Here is a 15,658-nt window from a genome sequence, read left to right on the forward strand (position 1 = left end):
TAAAAAAATGCAAAAAAAATAGACTGAAACCTACTGAAAATCCAGTAGGCTTTTTGCGTTTCTTGGAGGTATCTAATGGCTAAAAAGTTATTAAATATCACTGAGATTGAGGATAGAACCAAGGTTTTAGTAGAAAATCTGAATCAATCGACATTTATTGTTGATTTTGTTTCATTGTTTGATATTACTAAAACGACCATAACAAGAGCAAGTAAAGCGGCATCTGAGGATTTTATAATAAAAAATAAATTGTATTTTCGTAAAGTTAAAAATCAGCCATTACTTGCTCTGACCGAGATTGATAAAGAGTTGGAGGGGCAAGCTCGTAAATCTAGATTTATTATTACAACAGATTTTCAAGAATTATATGCAAAGGATACTCAGACAGGGCTGACTCTAGCAATTTCTTTTAATGATTTGCCAGCTCATTGTGACTTTTTCTTACCTTGGAATGGTATTGAAAAGATTGATTATGATAAGGAAAATCCTGCTGATGTAAAAGCAGCAGAGCGTTTCACCAAACTTTATGACGAACTAATTTCTATTAATCCTGAACTAGCCATCACTGAAACTGATGGTAAATCATTTAATCTATTTTTGATTCGTGTTCTTTTTCTACTATTTGCAGAAGATACAAATATCATCTCAAAGGGAGCTTTCACAAATGTTATTAAGATGAGGACATCCGAAGATGGTTCTGACTTAAATGAGTGTGTTAGAAAGCTATTTACTGTTTTAGATATGCCTGAATTTAGTCGTCAGGATTTTGAGTCGTGGTTATCAGATTTTCCCTATGTAAATGGTAAGCTTTTTTCAGAGCCACATCATGACCTTATTTTTAATAAAAGAACTCGTCAATTACTCATTGAAGCAGGTGAATTGCTAAACTGGAATGAAATCAATCCAGATATTTTGGGCTCCATGATCCAAACGGTGGCAAATGAAGAAGCAAGATCAACATCGGGTATGCACTATACTAGCGTGCCCAATATTATGAAGGTCATCAAACCACTGTTTTTAGATAATTTACGAGCAGGATTTATGGAATTAGAAGAACGAGCTGACTACTATATAGGAGGTGGTGATTTTAGTGAGGACCATCGTCGCAAGGAATTGCGACAACTCTTACCCAAGTTAGAGGATTTGCTCACTCGTATAGCCTCTATCAAATTTTTAGACCCTGCCTGTGGTTCTGGAAATTTCCTCATCATTACCTATAAAGAACTGCGTCGTTTAGAGATTAATATCTTAGTCAAACAGCGAGAAATTCGTGAAGCTTTAAATGAAAAAGCTGTTTATCAAGGGGAATTGATTGCTGATGCATCTAAGATTTCTCTATCCCAGTTTTCAGGAATTGAATTGGATGATTTCGCTCATGAAGTAGCAAGGCTATCCTTGTATATAGCAGAACACCAGATGAATGTGGAAATGGATGAAGCGCTTGCTGATGTCCATCCAAGACTACTCCCCTTAAGAGAAGCTGGAAATATCGTCTGTGGGAATGCCCTAAGAATTGACTGGGAAACTGTGTTGAATGCTGAGGCGGATGACGAAGTTTATATATTTGGGAATCCGCCGTATATAGGCTCTAAAAAAATGACTCTGGAACAAAAGAAGGAACTAGAAAATGTGATTTGTTCAGAAATTTCTTCTAAAAAATTAGATTATATTTCGGGATGGTTTTATAAGGCAACTCACCTTATTTATGGTAAAAATGCTCAATATGCTTTTGTAACAACAAATTCAATAAATCAAGGTGAACAAGTTTCAATTTTGTGGAGTGTTCTTCTACAATATGGCCAAATTTCCTTTGCATATCAATCGTTTAAATGGAATAATAGCGCGGCCCATAATGCAGGGGTTACAGTTACTATCATTGGATTTTCAAATAAAAATGATAAGAAAAGAATTATATATAGTGATAAGGGAGAGAGTTATGGAAAGAATATAAATCCCTATCTAGCTTTTGCAGATGATATTATTGTATCTAATCACAATGATTCAGAGAAGTTAAATAATTTTCCAAAAATAGTCTTTGGGAATATGCCAAGAAGTAAATATCTAATACTGACAAATGATGATAAAAATCAATTAGTTCAAAGATATCCTGAAACTGAAGTGTATTTTAAAAAGTATATTGGAGCAGATGAGTATATCAATGGAAATTTTAGATATACTATTTGGATTGATCAAGATGAATATACTAAATTAGATAAGATCCAGGAATTCCATCAATTATTTGAAAATGTAAGGCAAGAACGCCTGAATTCTAAGGCTGCTGGAACAAGAGAAACTGCATCCACACCATGGAAATTTGTTCAACGTGGTGAATGGGATGATATGTTTTCTAAGGGGAAAATAGAAGGGAAGTTTCAACTGTTAGTTCCTGCTGTTACTTCAGAAGATAGAGATTATATACCAATGGGATTTGTGGGAGACGATACAATTATTTCAAATCGTTGCTATATTGTGTATGATACTCCAATTTGGCTACTTGGATGTCTTGTTTCTAAAATGCATATAAAATGGTTTCAAGCGATCGGTGGGAAATTAGAAACTCGATATAGTTATTCAGCTGGACTGGTTTATAATACATTCCCAATCCCAGAACTTTCAGATAGTCGGAAAAATATGCTTGAAGAAGCTGTTTTTGAAATGCTAGATGTTCGAGAAGAAGAAGGTGGAACCTTGGCTGAATTGTACGGTGGAGCCAATAAACCGATGAACGAACGTCTTCGTCAAGCACATGAAAAAATTGATGGTATCGTAGAACGTGCCTACCAGCAAAAGCCTTTTGAATCAGATGAAGAAAGGCTCAGTGTCTTATTGAACCTGTATAAAGAAATGACAGAAAAGGAAGCGAAATGACCTCAAATATATTTGAAATTAATTACAATGGTACAGGTGCTAGTCAATCAAATAATGCACTTGGTATGCGTGAAATGCAGGAGCGGGTATATGCTAAGAGAACTTCTCAACACTTATTGATTAAGGCGCCTCCTGCATCTGGTAAGTCGAGAGCTTTGATGTTTATTGCTCTTGATAAATTACATGCTCAAGGTCTGAAAAAAGCTATTATAGCTGTTCCAGAAAGATCTATTGGAAAATCGTTTCGTTCAACAAAATTGACAGATTATGGTTTTTACTGGGATTGGGAAGTTCTTCCCAAAAATAATTTGACTGAACAAGGGAGCAGTAAAAGTAAGGTAAAACAGTTTGTAGACTTTATGCATTCAGAGTCTCCTGATGATAGAGCTTTAATCTGTACGCATGCCACCTTGCGTTTTGCCTTTGAACAGCTAGCTGATAGTGATTTTAATGATGTTCTTCTAGCTATCGATGAATTTCATCATGTATCTCAAGATGATAATTCAGTTTTAGGAAATGCCTTAAGAAACATATTAGCCAATTCAACAGCCCATGTAGTAGCTATGACAGGGTCTTATTTCCGTGGAGATTCTGTACCCATTTTGGCACCTGAAGATGAGCAAAAATTTGATAAGGTATCCTATACTTATTATGAACAGTTGGAGGGGTACAAATATCTGAAAAGTTTTGCCATGGGTTATAACTTTTATCGTGGTCGTTACACAGATGCCTTGCACGAAGTACTGGACACGAGTAAGAAAACTATCATTCATATTCCCAATGTAAACTCAGGTGAATCAACCAAGGATAAGTATGATGAAGTTGACCGAATTTTAGATGAACTAGGGCAAGCAGTTCCAGATCCTAAGACTGGATTATGGTTAGTTACTGAGGAAACAGGTCGTGTATTGAAAGTTGCAGACCTTGTCACAGAAGAAGGACGTGAAAAAGTACAGGATTACCTAAACAAAATGACCAGTTTAGATGATCTCGATATCATTATCGCACTTGGTATGGCTAAAGAAGGTTTTGACTGGCCTTATGCTGAGTATGCTTTGACGATTGGCTATCGTCAGTCGCTAACAGAAATTGTTCAGATTATAGGTCGAGTAACACGCGATAGTTCCAATAAGTCACACGCTCAATTTACCAATCTCATTTCTCAACCAGATGCTCAAGATGATGAAGTTTTCTTTGCTGTGAATAATGTTATGAAGGCCATTACAGCTAGTCTATTGATGGAGTCTGTTTTAGCGCCAAATTTCAAGTTCAAACGAAAAGACCGAGAAGACCAGAAATCTTCTGGTGCCGAAATATTCGTTAAAGGCTTAAAAGAGCCTAGTACACAGAGAACAAAGGATATCATAGAAAATGATTTGAATGACTTACGTGCTAGTATATTGCAAGAACCGCGTATCCAAACTGCAATTGCTGCGGGAACGGATGCAGAAGTCATTAATAAGCAGATGATTCCAGCCATCATTAAACAAATCTATCCTGACTTAAGTGGGGCTGAAGTTGAAGAAGTTCGTCAACAGTTTATTAGTCAATCGGTAGTTCAATCAGCTGAACGGAAAGAGGGAGTAGGGCAAACAGACTTTCTAAAAATGGCAGATAAATTTGTGAATATTGATGAGTTATCTATTGATTTAATTGATCAGATCAATCCTTTCCAGAGAGCTTACGAAGTTATATCACGTGAAATTGATGCTCCGACTTTGCGTCTAATACAAGATTATATGGATGGTCAGAAGATGGAGTTTTCGGAAGAAGAACTTTTGATTCTTTATCCTCAAATTAAGCAATTTTTGAATGAAAATGGTCGTCATCCAGATAAATCAAGTAACGATACGTACGAACAGAGACTGGCTTATGCTTTGTTACAATTGTCTCAGATGAAGTTGAAGATGGAGAATGGTAATGATTGATTTCAAAAATTTAACTGACATTTTTAATGATTCTGATTTCGAACATTTAATAGCTCCTTTAAAACCTAAGAAAAAAATAGTTACAGATCATGAAGTAGAGAAATTTTTAGAAATTATAGACTGGGTGAGAGTAAATAATGGACAAGAGCCACAAAAGTCTAGAAATATTAAAGAACGCAGTTTATTTTCTCGATTAAATGGTATTAGAAAATCTCCTGATAGCATCCAAAAATTAGAACCTTATGATGAATTTGGGCTACTAAAAATAGATATAGTTGAGTCCGAGACCCCTATTTCAAGTCCTGCTAGTTTAACAGATATTTTATCAGATGAATTGTTTGAGTCGGTAAATAGTGCTGAAAAATCGTTATTTGATGTCTCACGTTATAAACGAACGATTCAAGCGCGTGATAAAACACGAACACGTAAACGGATGGGAAATTTTGAAGATTATCAGGGATTATTTATTCGTGTTCATGATGAAATTAGTGAAGGTCGTCGTCAAGTCAGAAAGTCTGATGTGATAAAAGAAAAAGAAATTAAACCTGGTATGTTCTATGTGGATAATGGAGTAATGGTTTATGTTGTTTCTAAAGGAGAAGAGTTCACTGACAAGAATGGCTATACTAATGCTGAACTTCATCTCGTATATGAAAATGGTACAGAAAATAAAAAGGCCTTACTCCGTTCTTTTGTCTCAAATTTACACGATAGAACGCGACATGGACGAATGGTAACTGAATTGATAGAAGATGTGATGAATGGTATTAGTCCAAGTCAACGAATTACAACTGGATATATCTATGTAGTGAAATCCTTGAGTAGCAATCCTCAAATTGCCAATATCAGTAATCTCTATAAAATCGGTTTTACAGAGGATCAAATTACAAAACGGTTAGCAAATGCAGAAAGAGAAGGAACCTATCTTTATGCTCCTGTCCGTTTAGTAGCTAGTTTTGAGGTTCAGAATTTCAGCGCTCGAAAATTAGAAACGACTCTTCATCATTATTTTGTAGACAAGCAGTTAGACATAGAATTAATAGCGCCAAATGGAGAGAGTTTTGTTCCTAAAGAATGGTTTTTAGTATCGCTAGATGAAATCCAAGAAGTTATTGAAAAAATTGGATTTGAAATTAGATTTTGATAAAGAAGTACACTATTTATAAGATTATTTAATATTTAGAGAACACAAAAGAGAAAAAGAGATAAAAAGATAACATGAAAAGAGATAATGGCGATTTGAACTTGTTTAAATTTGTAGGGATTGGGGCTGTATTGTTTTGTCTATTTATCATTATAGGGTCAAGGTTTGTTACTGTTGGTATTGATAGCAAGGAAGAGACTAAAACAGTACAAACAGAAAGCGCAGTAAGTCAAGAGGGCAAGTTACGTACTGATTTACATGATGGTACTATTTTAGGTAAGTTTTGGAATAGTAAAGGGCACTTTGTTGTGGTATATGATGAGGAAACAAAAGTTGCTAAGATTTACCCAGTGAAGGAAAAGGAATGGGTTGAGTATAGAGTAGGGGAAATGTATTAGAAATAAATTAAATATTACTACTTACATTTCAAAACTAGTAGGTGAATTTTCAAAATATCTTCTCTCCTAACTCACTACTATTGGTTAGAATCATTTTCAGTTGACGCAAGCTTAAAAAAACGTTATAATAAGAAAGTTGAGAATTGATTTTCAGTTATCTTAGTCCAGAGAAATGGCGGTGCTGCGAGCCATCTAAGCTAGAAAGTCATGCTACTCAATCATACAATTGCATAAGAATAAGAGAATGACAAGTTCATTGAATGAAGGTGGTACCGCGGTTTTTCGCCCTTCGTGATATGAGCTTGTCTTTTGATTTTTGGAGGTGTTGATGAAAACATTTCTTGTCAAACAAAAGTTTCGTCTTGGAGGCGAACGCTTCGCTATCAAGGATGACAGGGGAGAAATCGCCTATCAGGTAGAGGGATCATTTTTTAAGATTCCCAAAACTTTTACCATCTATGATGTTAATGGTGAACAAGTCAGTCAGATCAGTAAAGAAATCTTGACCTTGCTTCCTCGTTTTGAGATTCAGCTTCGGGATGGCTCGAGTTTTGTCATTCGCAAGAAGTTGACCTTCTGGCGAGATAAGTATGAGTTTGATAATCTGGAGCTTCGTATCGAGGGCAATATCTGGGATTTGAATTTCAAATTGCTGGATGAGCGCGATCAGCTGATTGCGGAAATTAAGAAGGAACTCTTCCATCTGACCTCTACCTATAGCGTAACGGTTCTTGAGGACGCTTATGCAGACCTAGTCATTTCCCTCTGTGTCGCGATTGACTATGTAGAAATGCTGGAAAGCCAATCACATTAAACAAGTAAATAAGGAGACAATATGAAACAACTATCTAGTGCACAAGTACGCCAAATGTGGCTTGATTTCTGGGCGACCAAAGGTCACTCAGTAGAACCATCAGTAAGTTTGGTTCCTGTAAATGACCCAACGCTTTTGTGGATCAACTCTGGGGTAGCAACCCTTAAGAAATACTTTGACGGGACTATTATCCCTGAAAATCCACGTATTACCAATGCCCAAAAGGCTATCCGTACCAACGATATCGAAAACGTAGGGAAGACTGCACGTCACCATACCATGTTTGAAATGTTGGGGAACTTCTCTATCGGGGATTACTTCCGTGACGAAGCGATCACTTGGGCTTATGAGCTTTTGACAAGCCCAGAATGGTTTGATTTCCCAGCTGAAAAACTTTACATGACCTACTATCCAGACGATAAAGATTCATACAACCGTTGGATTGAAGTGGGAGTGGACCCAAGTCACTTGATTCCAATCGAGGACAACTTCTGGGAAATTGGTGCGGGACCTTCTGGACCGGACACAGAGATTTTCTTTGACCGTGGGGAAGCTTTTGACCCAGAAAATATCGGTATTCGTCTCCTTGCAGAAGATATTGAAAACGACCGCTATATCGAAATCTGGAACATCGTTTTGTCACAATTTAACGCAGACCCTGCTGTTCCTCGTAGCGAGTACAAGGAATTGCCACACAAGAACATTGATACGGGCGCTGGTTTGGAGCGTTTGGTGGCGGTTATCCAAGGTGCTAAGACTAACTTTGAAACAGACCTCTTCATGCCAATCATTCGTGAAGTGGAGAAATTGTCTGGTAAGGTTTATGACCAAGATGGCGACAACATGAGCTTTAAGGTCATTGCTGACCACATCCGTTCACTTTCATTTGCCATCGGGGATGGTGCCCTTCCAGGAAATGAAGGTCGTGGTTATGTTCTTCGTCGTTTGCTCCGTCGTGCCTCTATGCATGGTCAAAAATTGGGTATCAATGAGCCTTTCCTTTACAAACTCGTTCCAACTGTTGGAAAAATCATGGAAAGCTACTATCCAGAAGTGCTTGAAAAACGTGATTTTATCGAAAAAATCGTTAAGAGCGAAGAAGAGTCATTTGCTCGCACTCTTCATTCAGGTCAACATTTTGCCCAAGGCATCGTAGCTGACTTGAAAGAAAAAGGTCAATCTGTCATTGCTGGTTCAGATGTATTCAAACTTTATGATACTTATGGATTCCCAGTTGAATTGACTGAAGAAATCGCTGAAGAAGCTGGTATGACTGTAGACCGTGAAGGATTTGAAGCAGCCATGAAAGAACAGCAAGAACGTGCGCGTGCCTCAGCTGTCAAGGGTGGTTCAATGGGGATGCAAAATGAAACCCTTCAAAACATCACTGTAGAAAGTGTCTTCAACTACAATGCTAGCCAATTGTCTTCTAAATTGGTGGCTATCGTGGCTGACAATGCAGAAGTAGAAGCTGTTTCAGAAGGAACTGCCTTACTTATCTTTGCAGAAACACCATTCTACGCTGAGATGGGGGGACAGGTTGCTGACCACGGACAAATCTTGGATGAGTCAGGTAAGGTCGTGGCTACTGTGACAAATGTTCAAAAAGCTCCAAACGGACAAGCTCTTCACACTGTTGAAGTCCTTGCACCGCTTGCCTTGAACCAAGAATATACCTTGGCAATCGATACTAATCGTCGCCACCGTGTCATGAAAAACCACACTGCGACTCACTTGCTTCACGCTGCTCTTCACAATATCCTTGGAAATCACGCAACACAAGCAGGATCTCTTAACGAAGTCGAATTCCTTCGCTTTGACTTTACCCACTTCCAAGCAGTAACTGCTGAAGAATTGCGTGCGATTGAACAGCAAGTTAATGAAAAAATCTGGGAAGCTCTTGAAGTGAAGACAGTTGAAACAGATATTGATACTGCTAAGGAAATGGGAGCGATGGCCCTCTTTGGTGAGAAATACGGTAAAGAAGTCCGTGTTGTTACAATCGGTGACTACTCTATCGAGCTTTGTGGTGGTACCCATGTTGGCAACACTTCTGAAATTGGTCTCTTCAAGATTGTCAAAGAAGAAGGTATCGGATCAGGAACTCGCCGTATCTTGGCAGTGACTGGTAAGGAAGCCTTTGAAGCCTACCGCGAACAAGAAGATGCTCTTAAAGCTGTCGCAGCAACTCTTAAAGCACCTCAACTTAAAGAAGTACCTCACAAGGTAGAAGGACTTCAAGAACAACTTCGTCAACTTCAAAAAGAAAATGCTGAGTTGAAAGAAAAAGCCGCAGCTGCAGCTGCAGGTGACATCTTCAAGGATGTGAAGGAAGTCAACGGTCACCGTTACATTGCTAGTCAAGTGTCTGTATCAGATGCTGGTGCCCTTCGTACCTTTGCAGATAACTGGAAACAAAAAGACTACTCTGATCTTCTTGTCCTAGTTGCCGCTATCGGTGACAAAGTCAATGTCCTTGTAGCAAGCAAGACAAAAGACCTTCATGCAGGAAACCTTGTCAAAGAATTAGCACCAATCGTCGATGGACGTGGTGGTGGTAAACCAGACATGGCCATGGCAGGAGGAAGCAACCAAGCTAAAATTCAAGAATTGTTGGATGCAGTAGCAGGTAAATTGTAAACAAACAAAGATCTATCCATTTGGGTAGGTCTTTTTCATACTTAAAAAGCCAAATCCGATTGGATCTGGCTTGATTATCATTGTCTGTTAGATAGTATTAGCTGCCCAGACACTTACAGATCTTTCTGAGACTGGGAATTGTCCATAACCTTCTTCATTAATTGTAACTGGATCTTGGTGGTTTTCAAGTAAGTCTACAAAGGTTTGGTTAGCCCATTCTTGGCCGACAAACATTGATTTACTGTTTTCTTGGTCATTTGAGATAAGGACTGCGATTGGGGATTGATTTTCAGCACCTGAACGTATCCAACCGATACAGTTAGCTTCATCAAAGTAGTCTGTTTGTTCTCCATAGGCTAAGTCTTTTCGGATGGCTAGGAGGCGGTCAAGAACTTCTTTGAAATCTTGTTGAGCATACTGCCCTGAAATCCCATAGTAGTCTCCGTAAAAGACACATGGCAGTCCATTTTGACGTAATAGAATGAGGGCATAGGCTGCTGGTTTGAACCATTCTTCAACAGTTGATTCAAGGGCTTGTCCTCGTTGGGTATCATGGTTGTCGACAAAGGTTACAGCCTTGTCGGGCTTGAGTTCAACCAAGCTATCTGTGAAAATGCCACGAAGGTCATAGTTGGAACCAGCTCGGCTAGCATCAAAGAGATTCTGGTGGAGACGAACATCGACAAGGTCAAAGCGTTCTTCCGTTTTTTCAAGATAGTCTAGATTGGCTTCCTTGTCTGGGTTCCAAAATTCACCAAAAACATAGAAATCTTCACCGTATTTTTCCTTCATATCACGGATGAAATTGCGCATGAAGAAAGAGTCGATGTGTTTGACGGCATCCAAGCGGAAACCAGCAATACCAGTTGTTTCCATGAACCAGTCAGCCCAGTCATAGATATTTTGGATGACTTCAGGATGTTTAAAGTCTAGGTCGGCATACATGAGGTAGTCGTAGTTACCGTTTTCATTATCGACCAATTCCTCGTTAGCCCAGCCCTTGTTGTCTCCTTGAATGAGATAAATCCCAGATTTACGGCGTTTGGCATCATAGTCAGTACCGGTGAAGTGATACCAGTGCCAGTGGAAGTCATTGTAGGTATCTTGGCGACCATCGAAGGTAAAGCTAGTCCAACCATTGATGGTGAAAGGTTCTCCGAGTTCAACTGTACGGTCTACAGGATCAACTTCGATGACCTGAAAGGCTTCCATGTGATCGGCCGCAGCCTTGTGGTTGAGAACCACATCGGCCATTGGTTGAATTCCCTGTGCTTTTAGAGTTTGAATGGCTTGAAGATAGTCTTCTTTAAAACCATACTTGGTGCGGACAGTCCCTTTTTGGTTAAACTCTCCAAGGTCAAATAAGTCATAGACCCCATAGCCTACATCTTTTTCATTGGTGGCCTTGAAGGCTGGTGGCATCCAGACGTGACTAATCCCCAGATCAGCTAGGTGTGGAGCATCTTCAGCAAGACGCGTCCAGTGCTGACCGTCGTGGGGCAGATACCATTCAAAGTACTGCATGAGTGTTTGATTTTGCATTGTTTTTCCTCTTACTTGTCAATCTTGTTCTTTATTCTATCATAAAGTATCTCCTAACGCAAACGTTTGCGCAAAATAGAAGAAAACTATTTTAACGATTTAAGATAAAGTGTTGATTTTTTTGTATCAAAGTGCTAGTATAATGGTATATAAAACAGATAAAGATAGGAGTTGTCCCATGATTAAATTTCAAAATGTTAGTAAGTTGTATGGTGATAAAGAGGCCTTGAGCAATCTCAATTTGCAGATTGAAAATGGGGAGATTATGGGCTTGATTGGCCATAATGGGGCTGGAAAATCGACTACTATAAAATCCTTAGTCAGTATCATTTCGCCCAGCAGTGGTCGTATTTTGGTAGACGGTCAGGATTTATCGGAAAATCGCTTGGCGATCAAACGAAAGATTGGCTACGTAGCAGACTCGCCTGACTTATTTTTGCGTTTAACGGCCAATGAATTTTGGGAATTGATTGCTTCATCCTATGATCTGAGCAGCTCTGACTTGGAAGCTAGTCTAGCTAGGCTACTGAACGTTTTTGATTTTGCTGAAAATCGTTATCAGGTCATTGAAACTCTTTCTCACGGAATGCGTCAGAAGGTCTTTGTCATCGGAGCACTCTTGTCTGATCCTGATATTTGGGTCTTGGACGAACCCTTGACTGGTTTGGATCCCCAGGCGGCCTTTGATTTGAAGCAAATGATGAAGGAACATGCACAAAAAGGCAAGACGGTCTTGTTTTCAACTCATGTCCTAGAGGTAGCTGAGCAAGTCTGTGATCGGATTGCCATTTTGAAAAAGGGGCATTTGATTTATTGTGGTAGCGTAGAGGACTTGAGAAAAGATCACCCAGACCAGTCTTTGGAAAGTATCTACCTTAGCCTTGCTGGTAGAAAAGAGGAGGTTTCAGATGCGTCTCAAGGTCATTAAAAAATTAGTGGATATCAATATCCTCTATTCATCTCAAGAAGCTAATCTGGCTAACCTACGAAAGAAGCAGGCTAAGAATCCTGGGAAAAAAGTAAATGTTTCCGCTAGAGTCCTAAGTTCTTACATTTTTTCCAGTCTCTTGATGCTCATCATGTTTATAAATATAGCCTTTCGTTTTCCTTTTGAGGAAATGCCCAGTCTTTTTAGTACGATGGTTGCTATTTTACTAGTGATTGCCTTTTCAACTTCTTTAACTGCCTTTTACAATGTCTTTTATGAGAGTAAGGACTTGGTATCGTATAGGCCTTATGCCTTTAAAGAATCAGAGATTATAATTGCTAAAGGACTGTCTGTCCTCTTGCCAGCTCTGCCTGGAATTATACCAATCCTAGCTTATTTTCTAGTCCTCTACATTAGGCTAGCACCTTCTCTTTGGCTGGGTTTGCCTTTGATGTTCCTGTCCTTGGCTCTATTATTTGTCTCTGTGGCTCTAGTGATGGTAGTGGCAGTACATTTCTTGGCTCAAACTGCGCTTTTTAGAAAGTATCAGTCTATTTTTTCGAATGTGATGATTGGGATAGGAGTTCTCACACCTTTAATATTTGTCTTCTTTCTACAGTCGACTTCTGGAAGTATTGTTGACAAAGTTAGAGACATTCCATTTCTCCTTTATCCTCTTCATCTCTTTTACAAAATAGCAGTGGAGCCTTTTTCGACAGAAGCCATCTTGGGTCTGCTCGCTTGGATAACTCTAACTGTCTTCTTGCTTTACCTGACCAAAAAGAAGGTTTTTCCTCGTTTTTATGACGTGATTCTGCTTAATAGTGAGGAGAAGGTCAAGAAAGAACGTCGCAGTAAGGAGGGGCTTTCAACTACTAAAAAGGGCTTTTTCCGTATGGTTTTACGCTACCACCTCACCGTTTTGGGACAGGGGACTGGCGTGATTACAGTGCTTTTTACAAGTGCTTTCCTTCCTTATCTCATGATGATCGGTCTGATTTCCAATATCCGAGATTCTCAGATAGTTCCGGACATTCATCCTCCATACTGGTTACCCTTGTTTTTTATAGCTCTTTTTATATCTGTTGTCAATAACAATATCACCAGCCTGCCTTCAATTGCCTTATCCTTGGAGAGGGAAAATGTTGATTTTCTTAAGAGTTTGCCCTTTGACTTTGCTCGTTATGTGAAAGTGAAATTTTGGATTATCTTTGCTGTCCAGTCCTTCTTACCTATCGTGACTTTACTTGGTCTTTCTCTATACCTAGGCTTGCCCATCCTTTCGATGATTTACCTTCTTGTAGTCTGGACCCTTGCCAGTGTCATCCTTTCTTGCCACCATTACTTTAAGGACGTTAAAAATCTGTCAACCAATTGGAGTAACATTACGGACTTGGTGAATCGTTCAAATCGTATAGTAGCAATAGTTTTACTCTTAATTTATAGTGCTATCTTAATGATTTTAGTCATTGGTAGCTTGTTCTTAGTTAAGTCTCTTTCTCCTGTCCTTGCAATCAGCTTGGGAGTAGGAGCTCTTATCATCTTGCTTGGTCTTGCTATTTTTGGCTATCATTACTACCTGTCACGCATATTGGTAGAGATAGAAAAAAGATGAGATAGTTGGTCGCTTGCTTGATAAATTTTATAAAAAGAAATGAGGCTGAGCAAAAAAACCACTTCTAACTATCAAAAAGCGAGTATTTCCGTAGCTGGAGATACTCGCTTTTTCTATGCCATTTTTCTTATCATAAGAACAAAACGACTAGAAATTTATAACAATGTATAAATCCTACAGCACCAATTGCTTAAATTTTGGACTAGATTTTATCTATGATGTTTTGAAAATTAATGGAGCTTGAGATGTTTGCTATTTATGGATAGTGTACAAAGTAAATTGTTACTGACGAGCTCTCTCATGCTTCTGGGGCTGCCTTTCATCTAGTTATTCTTATAAAAATCCGTTTTATACTCAATGAAAAACAAAGAGCAAACTAGGAAGCTAGCCGCAGGTTGCTCAAAGTACTGCTTTGGGGTTGCAGATAAAGCTGACGTGGTTTGAAGAGTATTAGACTAATTCCCACTTTGGTCAGGCAACTGGAAGTCACTTTGAGAAGTTACGGAAATTGTCCCTATTTGTAAAACTCTGATAAGTCTTGGCTGATTTGCTAGAAATGTGGTATAATTTTTCTTATGGAAAAGATTATTATTACAGCAACCGCTGAAAGTATTGAACAAGTTAAACAACTGCTCGAAGCTGGCGTGGACCGTATCTATGTTGGCGAGAAAGATTTTGGCCTTCGTCTGCCAACAACCTTTAGTTATGACCAATTGCGTGAAATCGCTAAGCTGGTTCATGATGCTGATAAGGAATTGATTGTTGCAGTCAATGCCCTCATGCACCAAGATATGATGGACCGTATCAAGCCTTTCCTCGATTTCTTGGAAGAAATCAAGACAGATTACATTACAATTGGGGATGCAGGCGTTTTTTACGTAGTCAATCGCGATGGTTATTCATTTAAGACTATCTACGATGCTTCTACAATGGTGACTAGCAGTCGTCAGATTAACTTCTGGGGACAAAAGGCTGGTGCCTCTGAGGCTGTGTTGGCGCGTGAAATTCCATCAGCTGAACTTTTCAAAATGCCAGAGATTTTGGAAATTCCTGCTGAAGTTTTGGTTTACGGTGCTAGTGTTATTCACCATTCTAAACGTCCACTCTTGCAAAACTACTATAACTTTACGCATATCGATGATGAAAAAACGCGTAAACGTGACCTCTTCTTGGCTGAGCCAAGTGACCCTGAAAGCCACTATTCCATCTTTGAAGACAATCATGGTACCCATATTTTTGCCAACAATGACCTTGATTTGATGACCAAATTGACAGAATTGGTAGAGCATGGTTTTACTCATTGGAAATTAGAAGGACTTTATACTCCAGGTCAAAACTTTGTTGAGATTGCCAAACTCTTTATCCAAGCGCGTAGCTTGATCCAAGAGGGCAACTTTAGCCATGACCAATCCTTCTTGCTGGATGAAGAAGTGCGCAAGTTACACCCTAAAAACCGTTTCCTTGATACAGGATTTTATGACTACGATCCTGATATGGTTAAATAAAGTAAATGGATAGTTGAGAGAAGGAAGATGCAAAGATTTCTTCTCTCAATTTTTTCTTATTTCTTCACCATTTTCAAAAAATAATACTCAATGAAAATCAAAGAGAAAACTAGGAAGCTAGACGCAGGTTGCTCAAAGCACTGCTTTGAGGTTGTAGATGAAACTGACGAAGTCAGTAACCATACATACGGCAAGGCGAAGCTGACGTAGTTTGAAGAGATTTTCGAAGAGTATAAGCAGGATAGGATGCTCTACTTGATAGGATTTTTAAGCTAA

At 38.9% G+C, this 15,658-nt stretch carries 10 protein-coding genes; 9 read left to right on the top strand and 1 reads right to left on the bottom strand.

Annotated elements, in window-relative coordinates:
- Positions 1 to 75: 75 nt before the first annotated feature.
- The 6 genes from QM865_RS00125 to alaS all read left to right on the top strand — a co-directional run bounded on the left by QM865_RS00125 (position 76) and on the right by alaS (position 9,792).
- Positions 76 to 2,868: a class I SAM-dependent DNA methyltransferase gene (locus QM865_RS00125; protein WP_414305744.1), complete on the top strand. Its 2,793-nt coding sequence runs from the start codon at positions 76 to 78 to the stop codon at positions 2,866 to 2,868.
- Positions 2,865 to 4,796 carry a DEAD/DEAH box helicase gene (locus tag QM865_RS00130; RefSeq protein ID WP_414305745.1) on the top strand — a complete coding sequence of 644 codons (1,932 nt, stop codon included), beginning with the start codon at positions 2,865 to 2,867 and terminating at the stop codon, positions 4,794 to 4,796. The genes QM865_RS00125 and QM865_RS00130 overlap by 4 nt, the downstream gene beginning before the upstream one ends.
- Positions 4,789 to 5,940 carry a GIY-YIG nuclease family protein gene (locus QM865_RS00135; RefSeq protein ID WP_261128073.1) on the top strand — a complete coding sequence of 384 codons (1,152 nt, stop codon included), beginning with the start codon at positions 4,789 to 4,791 and terminating at the stop codon, positions 5,938 to 5,940. Before QM865_RS00130 ends, QM865_RS00135 begins: the two co-directional genes overlap by 8 nt.
- Positions 5,941 to 6,014: 74 nt before the next feature.
- Positions 6,015 to 6,338 (top strand): hypothetical protein, encoded by a 324-nt coding sequence (locus QM865_RS00140; protein ID WP_049539722.1) that lies wholly within the window; start codon positions 6,015 to 6,017, stop codon positions 6,336 to 6,338.
- 328 nt (positions 6,339 to 6,666) lie between these two features.
- Positions 6,667 to 7,152 carry an LURP-one-related/scramblase family protein gene (locus tag QM865_RS00145; protein WP_414305746.1) on the top strand — a complete coding sequence of 162 codons (486 nt, stop codon included), beginning with the start codon at positions 6,667 to 6,669 and terminating at the stop codon, positions 7,150 to 7,152.
- Between the two features lie 21 nt (positions 7,153 to 7,173).
- Positions 7,174 to 9,792 carry an alanine--tRNA ligase gene (gene alaS, locus QM865_RS00150; protein WP_414305747.1) on the top strand — a complete coding sequence of 873 codons (2,619 nt, stop codon included), beginning with the start codon at positions 7,174 to 7,176 and terminating at the stop codon, positions 9,790 to 9,792.
- 87 nt (positions 9,793 to 9,879) lie between these two features.
- On the opposite strand, the gene QM865_RS00155 is transcribed toward alaS, so the two are convergent.
- On the bottom strand, positions 9,880 to 11,334 hold the full coding sequence (locus tag QM865_RS00155) for an alpha-amylase (protein WP_414305748.1): 1,455 nt from the start codon (positions 11,332 to 11,334) through the stop codon (positions 9,880 to 9,882).
- A 178-nt stretch (positions 11,335 to 11,512) separates the two neighbouring features.
- Between QM865_RS00155 and QM865_RS00160 the strand changes: the two genes are divergently transcribed.
- The 3 genes from QM865_RS00160 (at position 11,513) to QM865_RS00170 (ending at position 15,382) form a co-directional block, all read left to right on the top strand.
- The gene (locus tag QM865_RS00160) at positions 11,513 to 12,262 is read left to right on the top strand and encodes an ABC transporter ATP-binding protein (RefSeq protein WP_414305749.1); all 750 of its coding nucleotides are present in this window, start codon (positions 11,513 to 11,515) and stop codon (positions 12,260 to 12,262) included.
- On the top strand, positions 12,243 to 13,877 hold the full coding sequence (locus tag QM865_RS00165) for a hypothetical protein (RefSeq protein ID WP_414305750.1): 1,635 nt from the start codon (positions 12,243 to 12,245) through the stop codon (positions 13,875 to 13,877). Before QM865_RS00160 ends, QM865_RS00165 begins: the two co-directional genes overlap by 20 nt.
- Before the next feature lie 575 nt (positions 13,878 to 14,452).
- Positions 14,453 to 15,382 (top strand): peptidase U32 family protein, encoded by a 930-nt coding sequence (locus QM865_RS00170; protein WP_414305751.1) that lies wholly within the window; start codon positions 14,453 to 14,455, stop codon positions 15,380 to 15,382.
- Positions 15,383 to 15,658 lie beyond the last annotated feature (276 nt).

Origin of the sequence: Streptococcus mitis (genome assembly GCF_047462815.1) — a bacterium.
Lineage (GTDB): Bacteria > Bacillota > Bacilli > Lactobacillales > Streptococcaceae > Streptococcus > Streptococcus mitis_DO.

Coding starts and splice junctions, on each gene's coding strand:
- QM865_RS00125 (WP_414305744.1), top strand. CDS start 76: ATGGCTAAAAAGTTATTAAATATCACTGAGATTGAGGATAGAACCAAG.
- QM865_RS00130 (WP_414305745.1), top strand. CDS start 2,865: ATGACCTCAAATATATTTGAAATTAATTACAATGGTACAGGTGCTAGT.
- QM865_RS00135 (WP_261128073.1), top strand. CDS start 4,789: ATGATTGATTTCAAAAATTTAACTGACATTTTTAATGATTCTGATTTC.
- QM865_RS00140 (WP_049539722.1), top strand. CDS start 6,015: ATGAAAAGAGATAATGGCGATTTGAACTTGTTTAAATTTGTAGGGATT.
- QM865_RS00145 (WP_414305746.1), top strand. CDS start 6,667: ATGAAAACATTTCTTGTCAAACAAAAGTTTCGTCTTGGAGGCGAACGC.
- alaS (WP_414305747.1), top strand. CDS start 7,174: ATGAAACAACTATCTAGTGCACAAGTACGCCAAATGTGGCTTGATTTC.
- QM865_RS00155 (WP_414305748.1), bottom strand. CDS start 11,334: ATGCAAAATCAAACACTCATGCAGTACTTTGAATGGTATCTGCCCCAC.
- QM865_RS00160 (WP_414305749.1), top strand. CDS start 11,513: ATGATTAAATTTCAAAATGTTAGTAAGTTGTATGGTGATAAAGAGGCC.
- QM865_RS00165 (WP_414305750.1), top strand. CDS start 12,243: ATGCGTCTCAAGGTCATTAAAAAATTAGTGGATATCAATATCCTCTAT.
- QM865_RS00170 (WP_414305751.1), top strand. CDS start 14,453: ATGGAAAAGATTATTATTACAGCAACCGCTGAAAGTATTGAACAAGTT.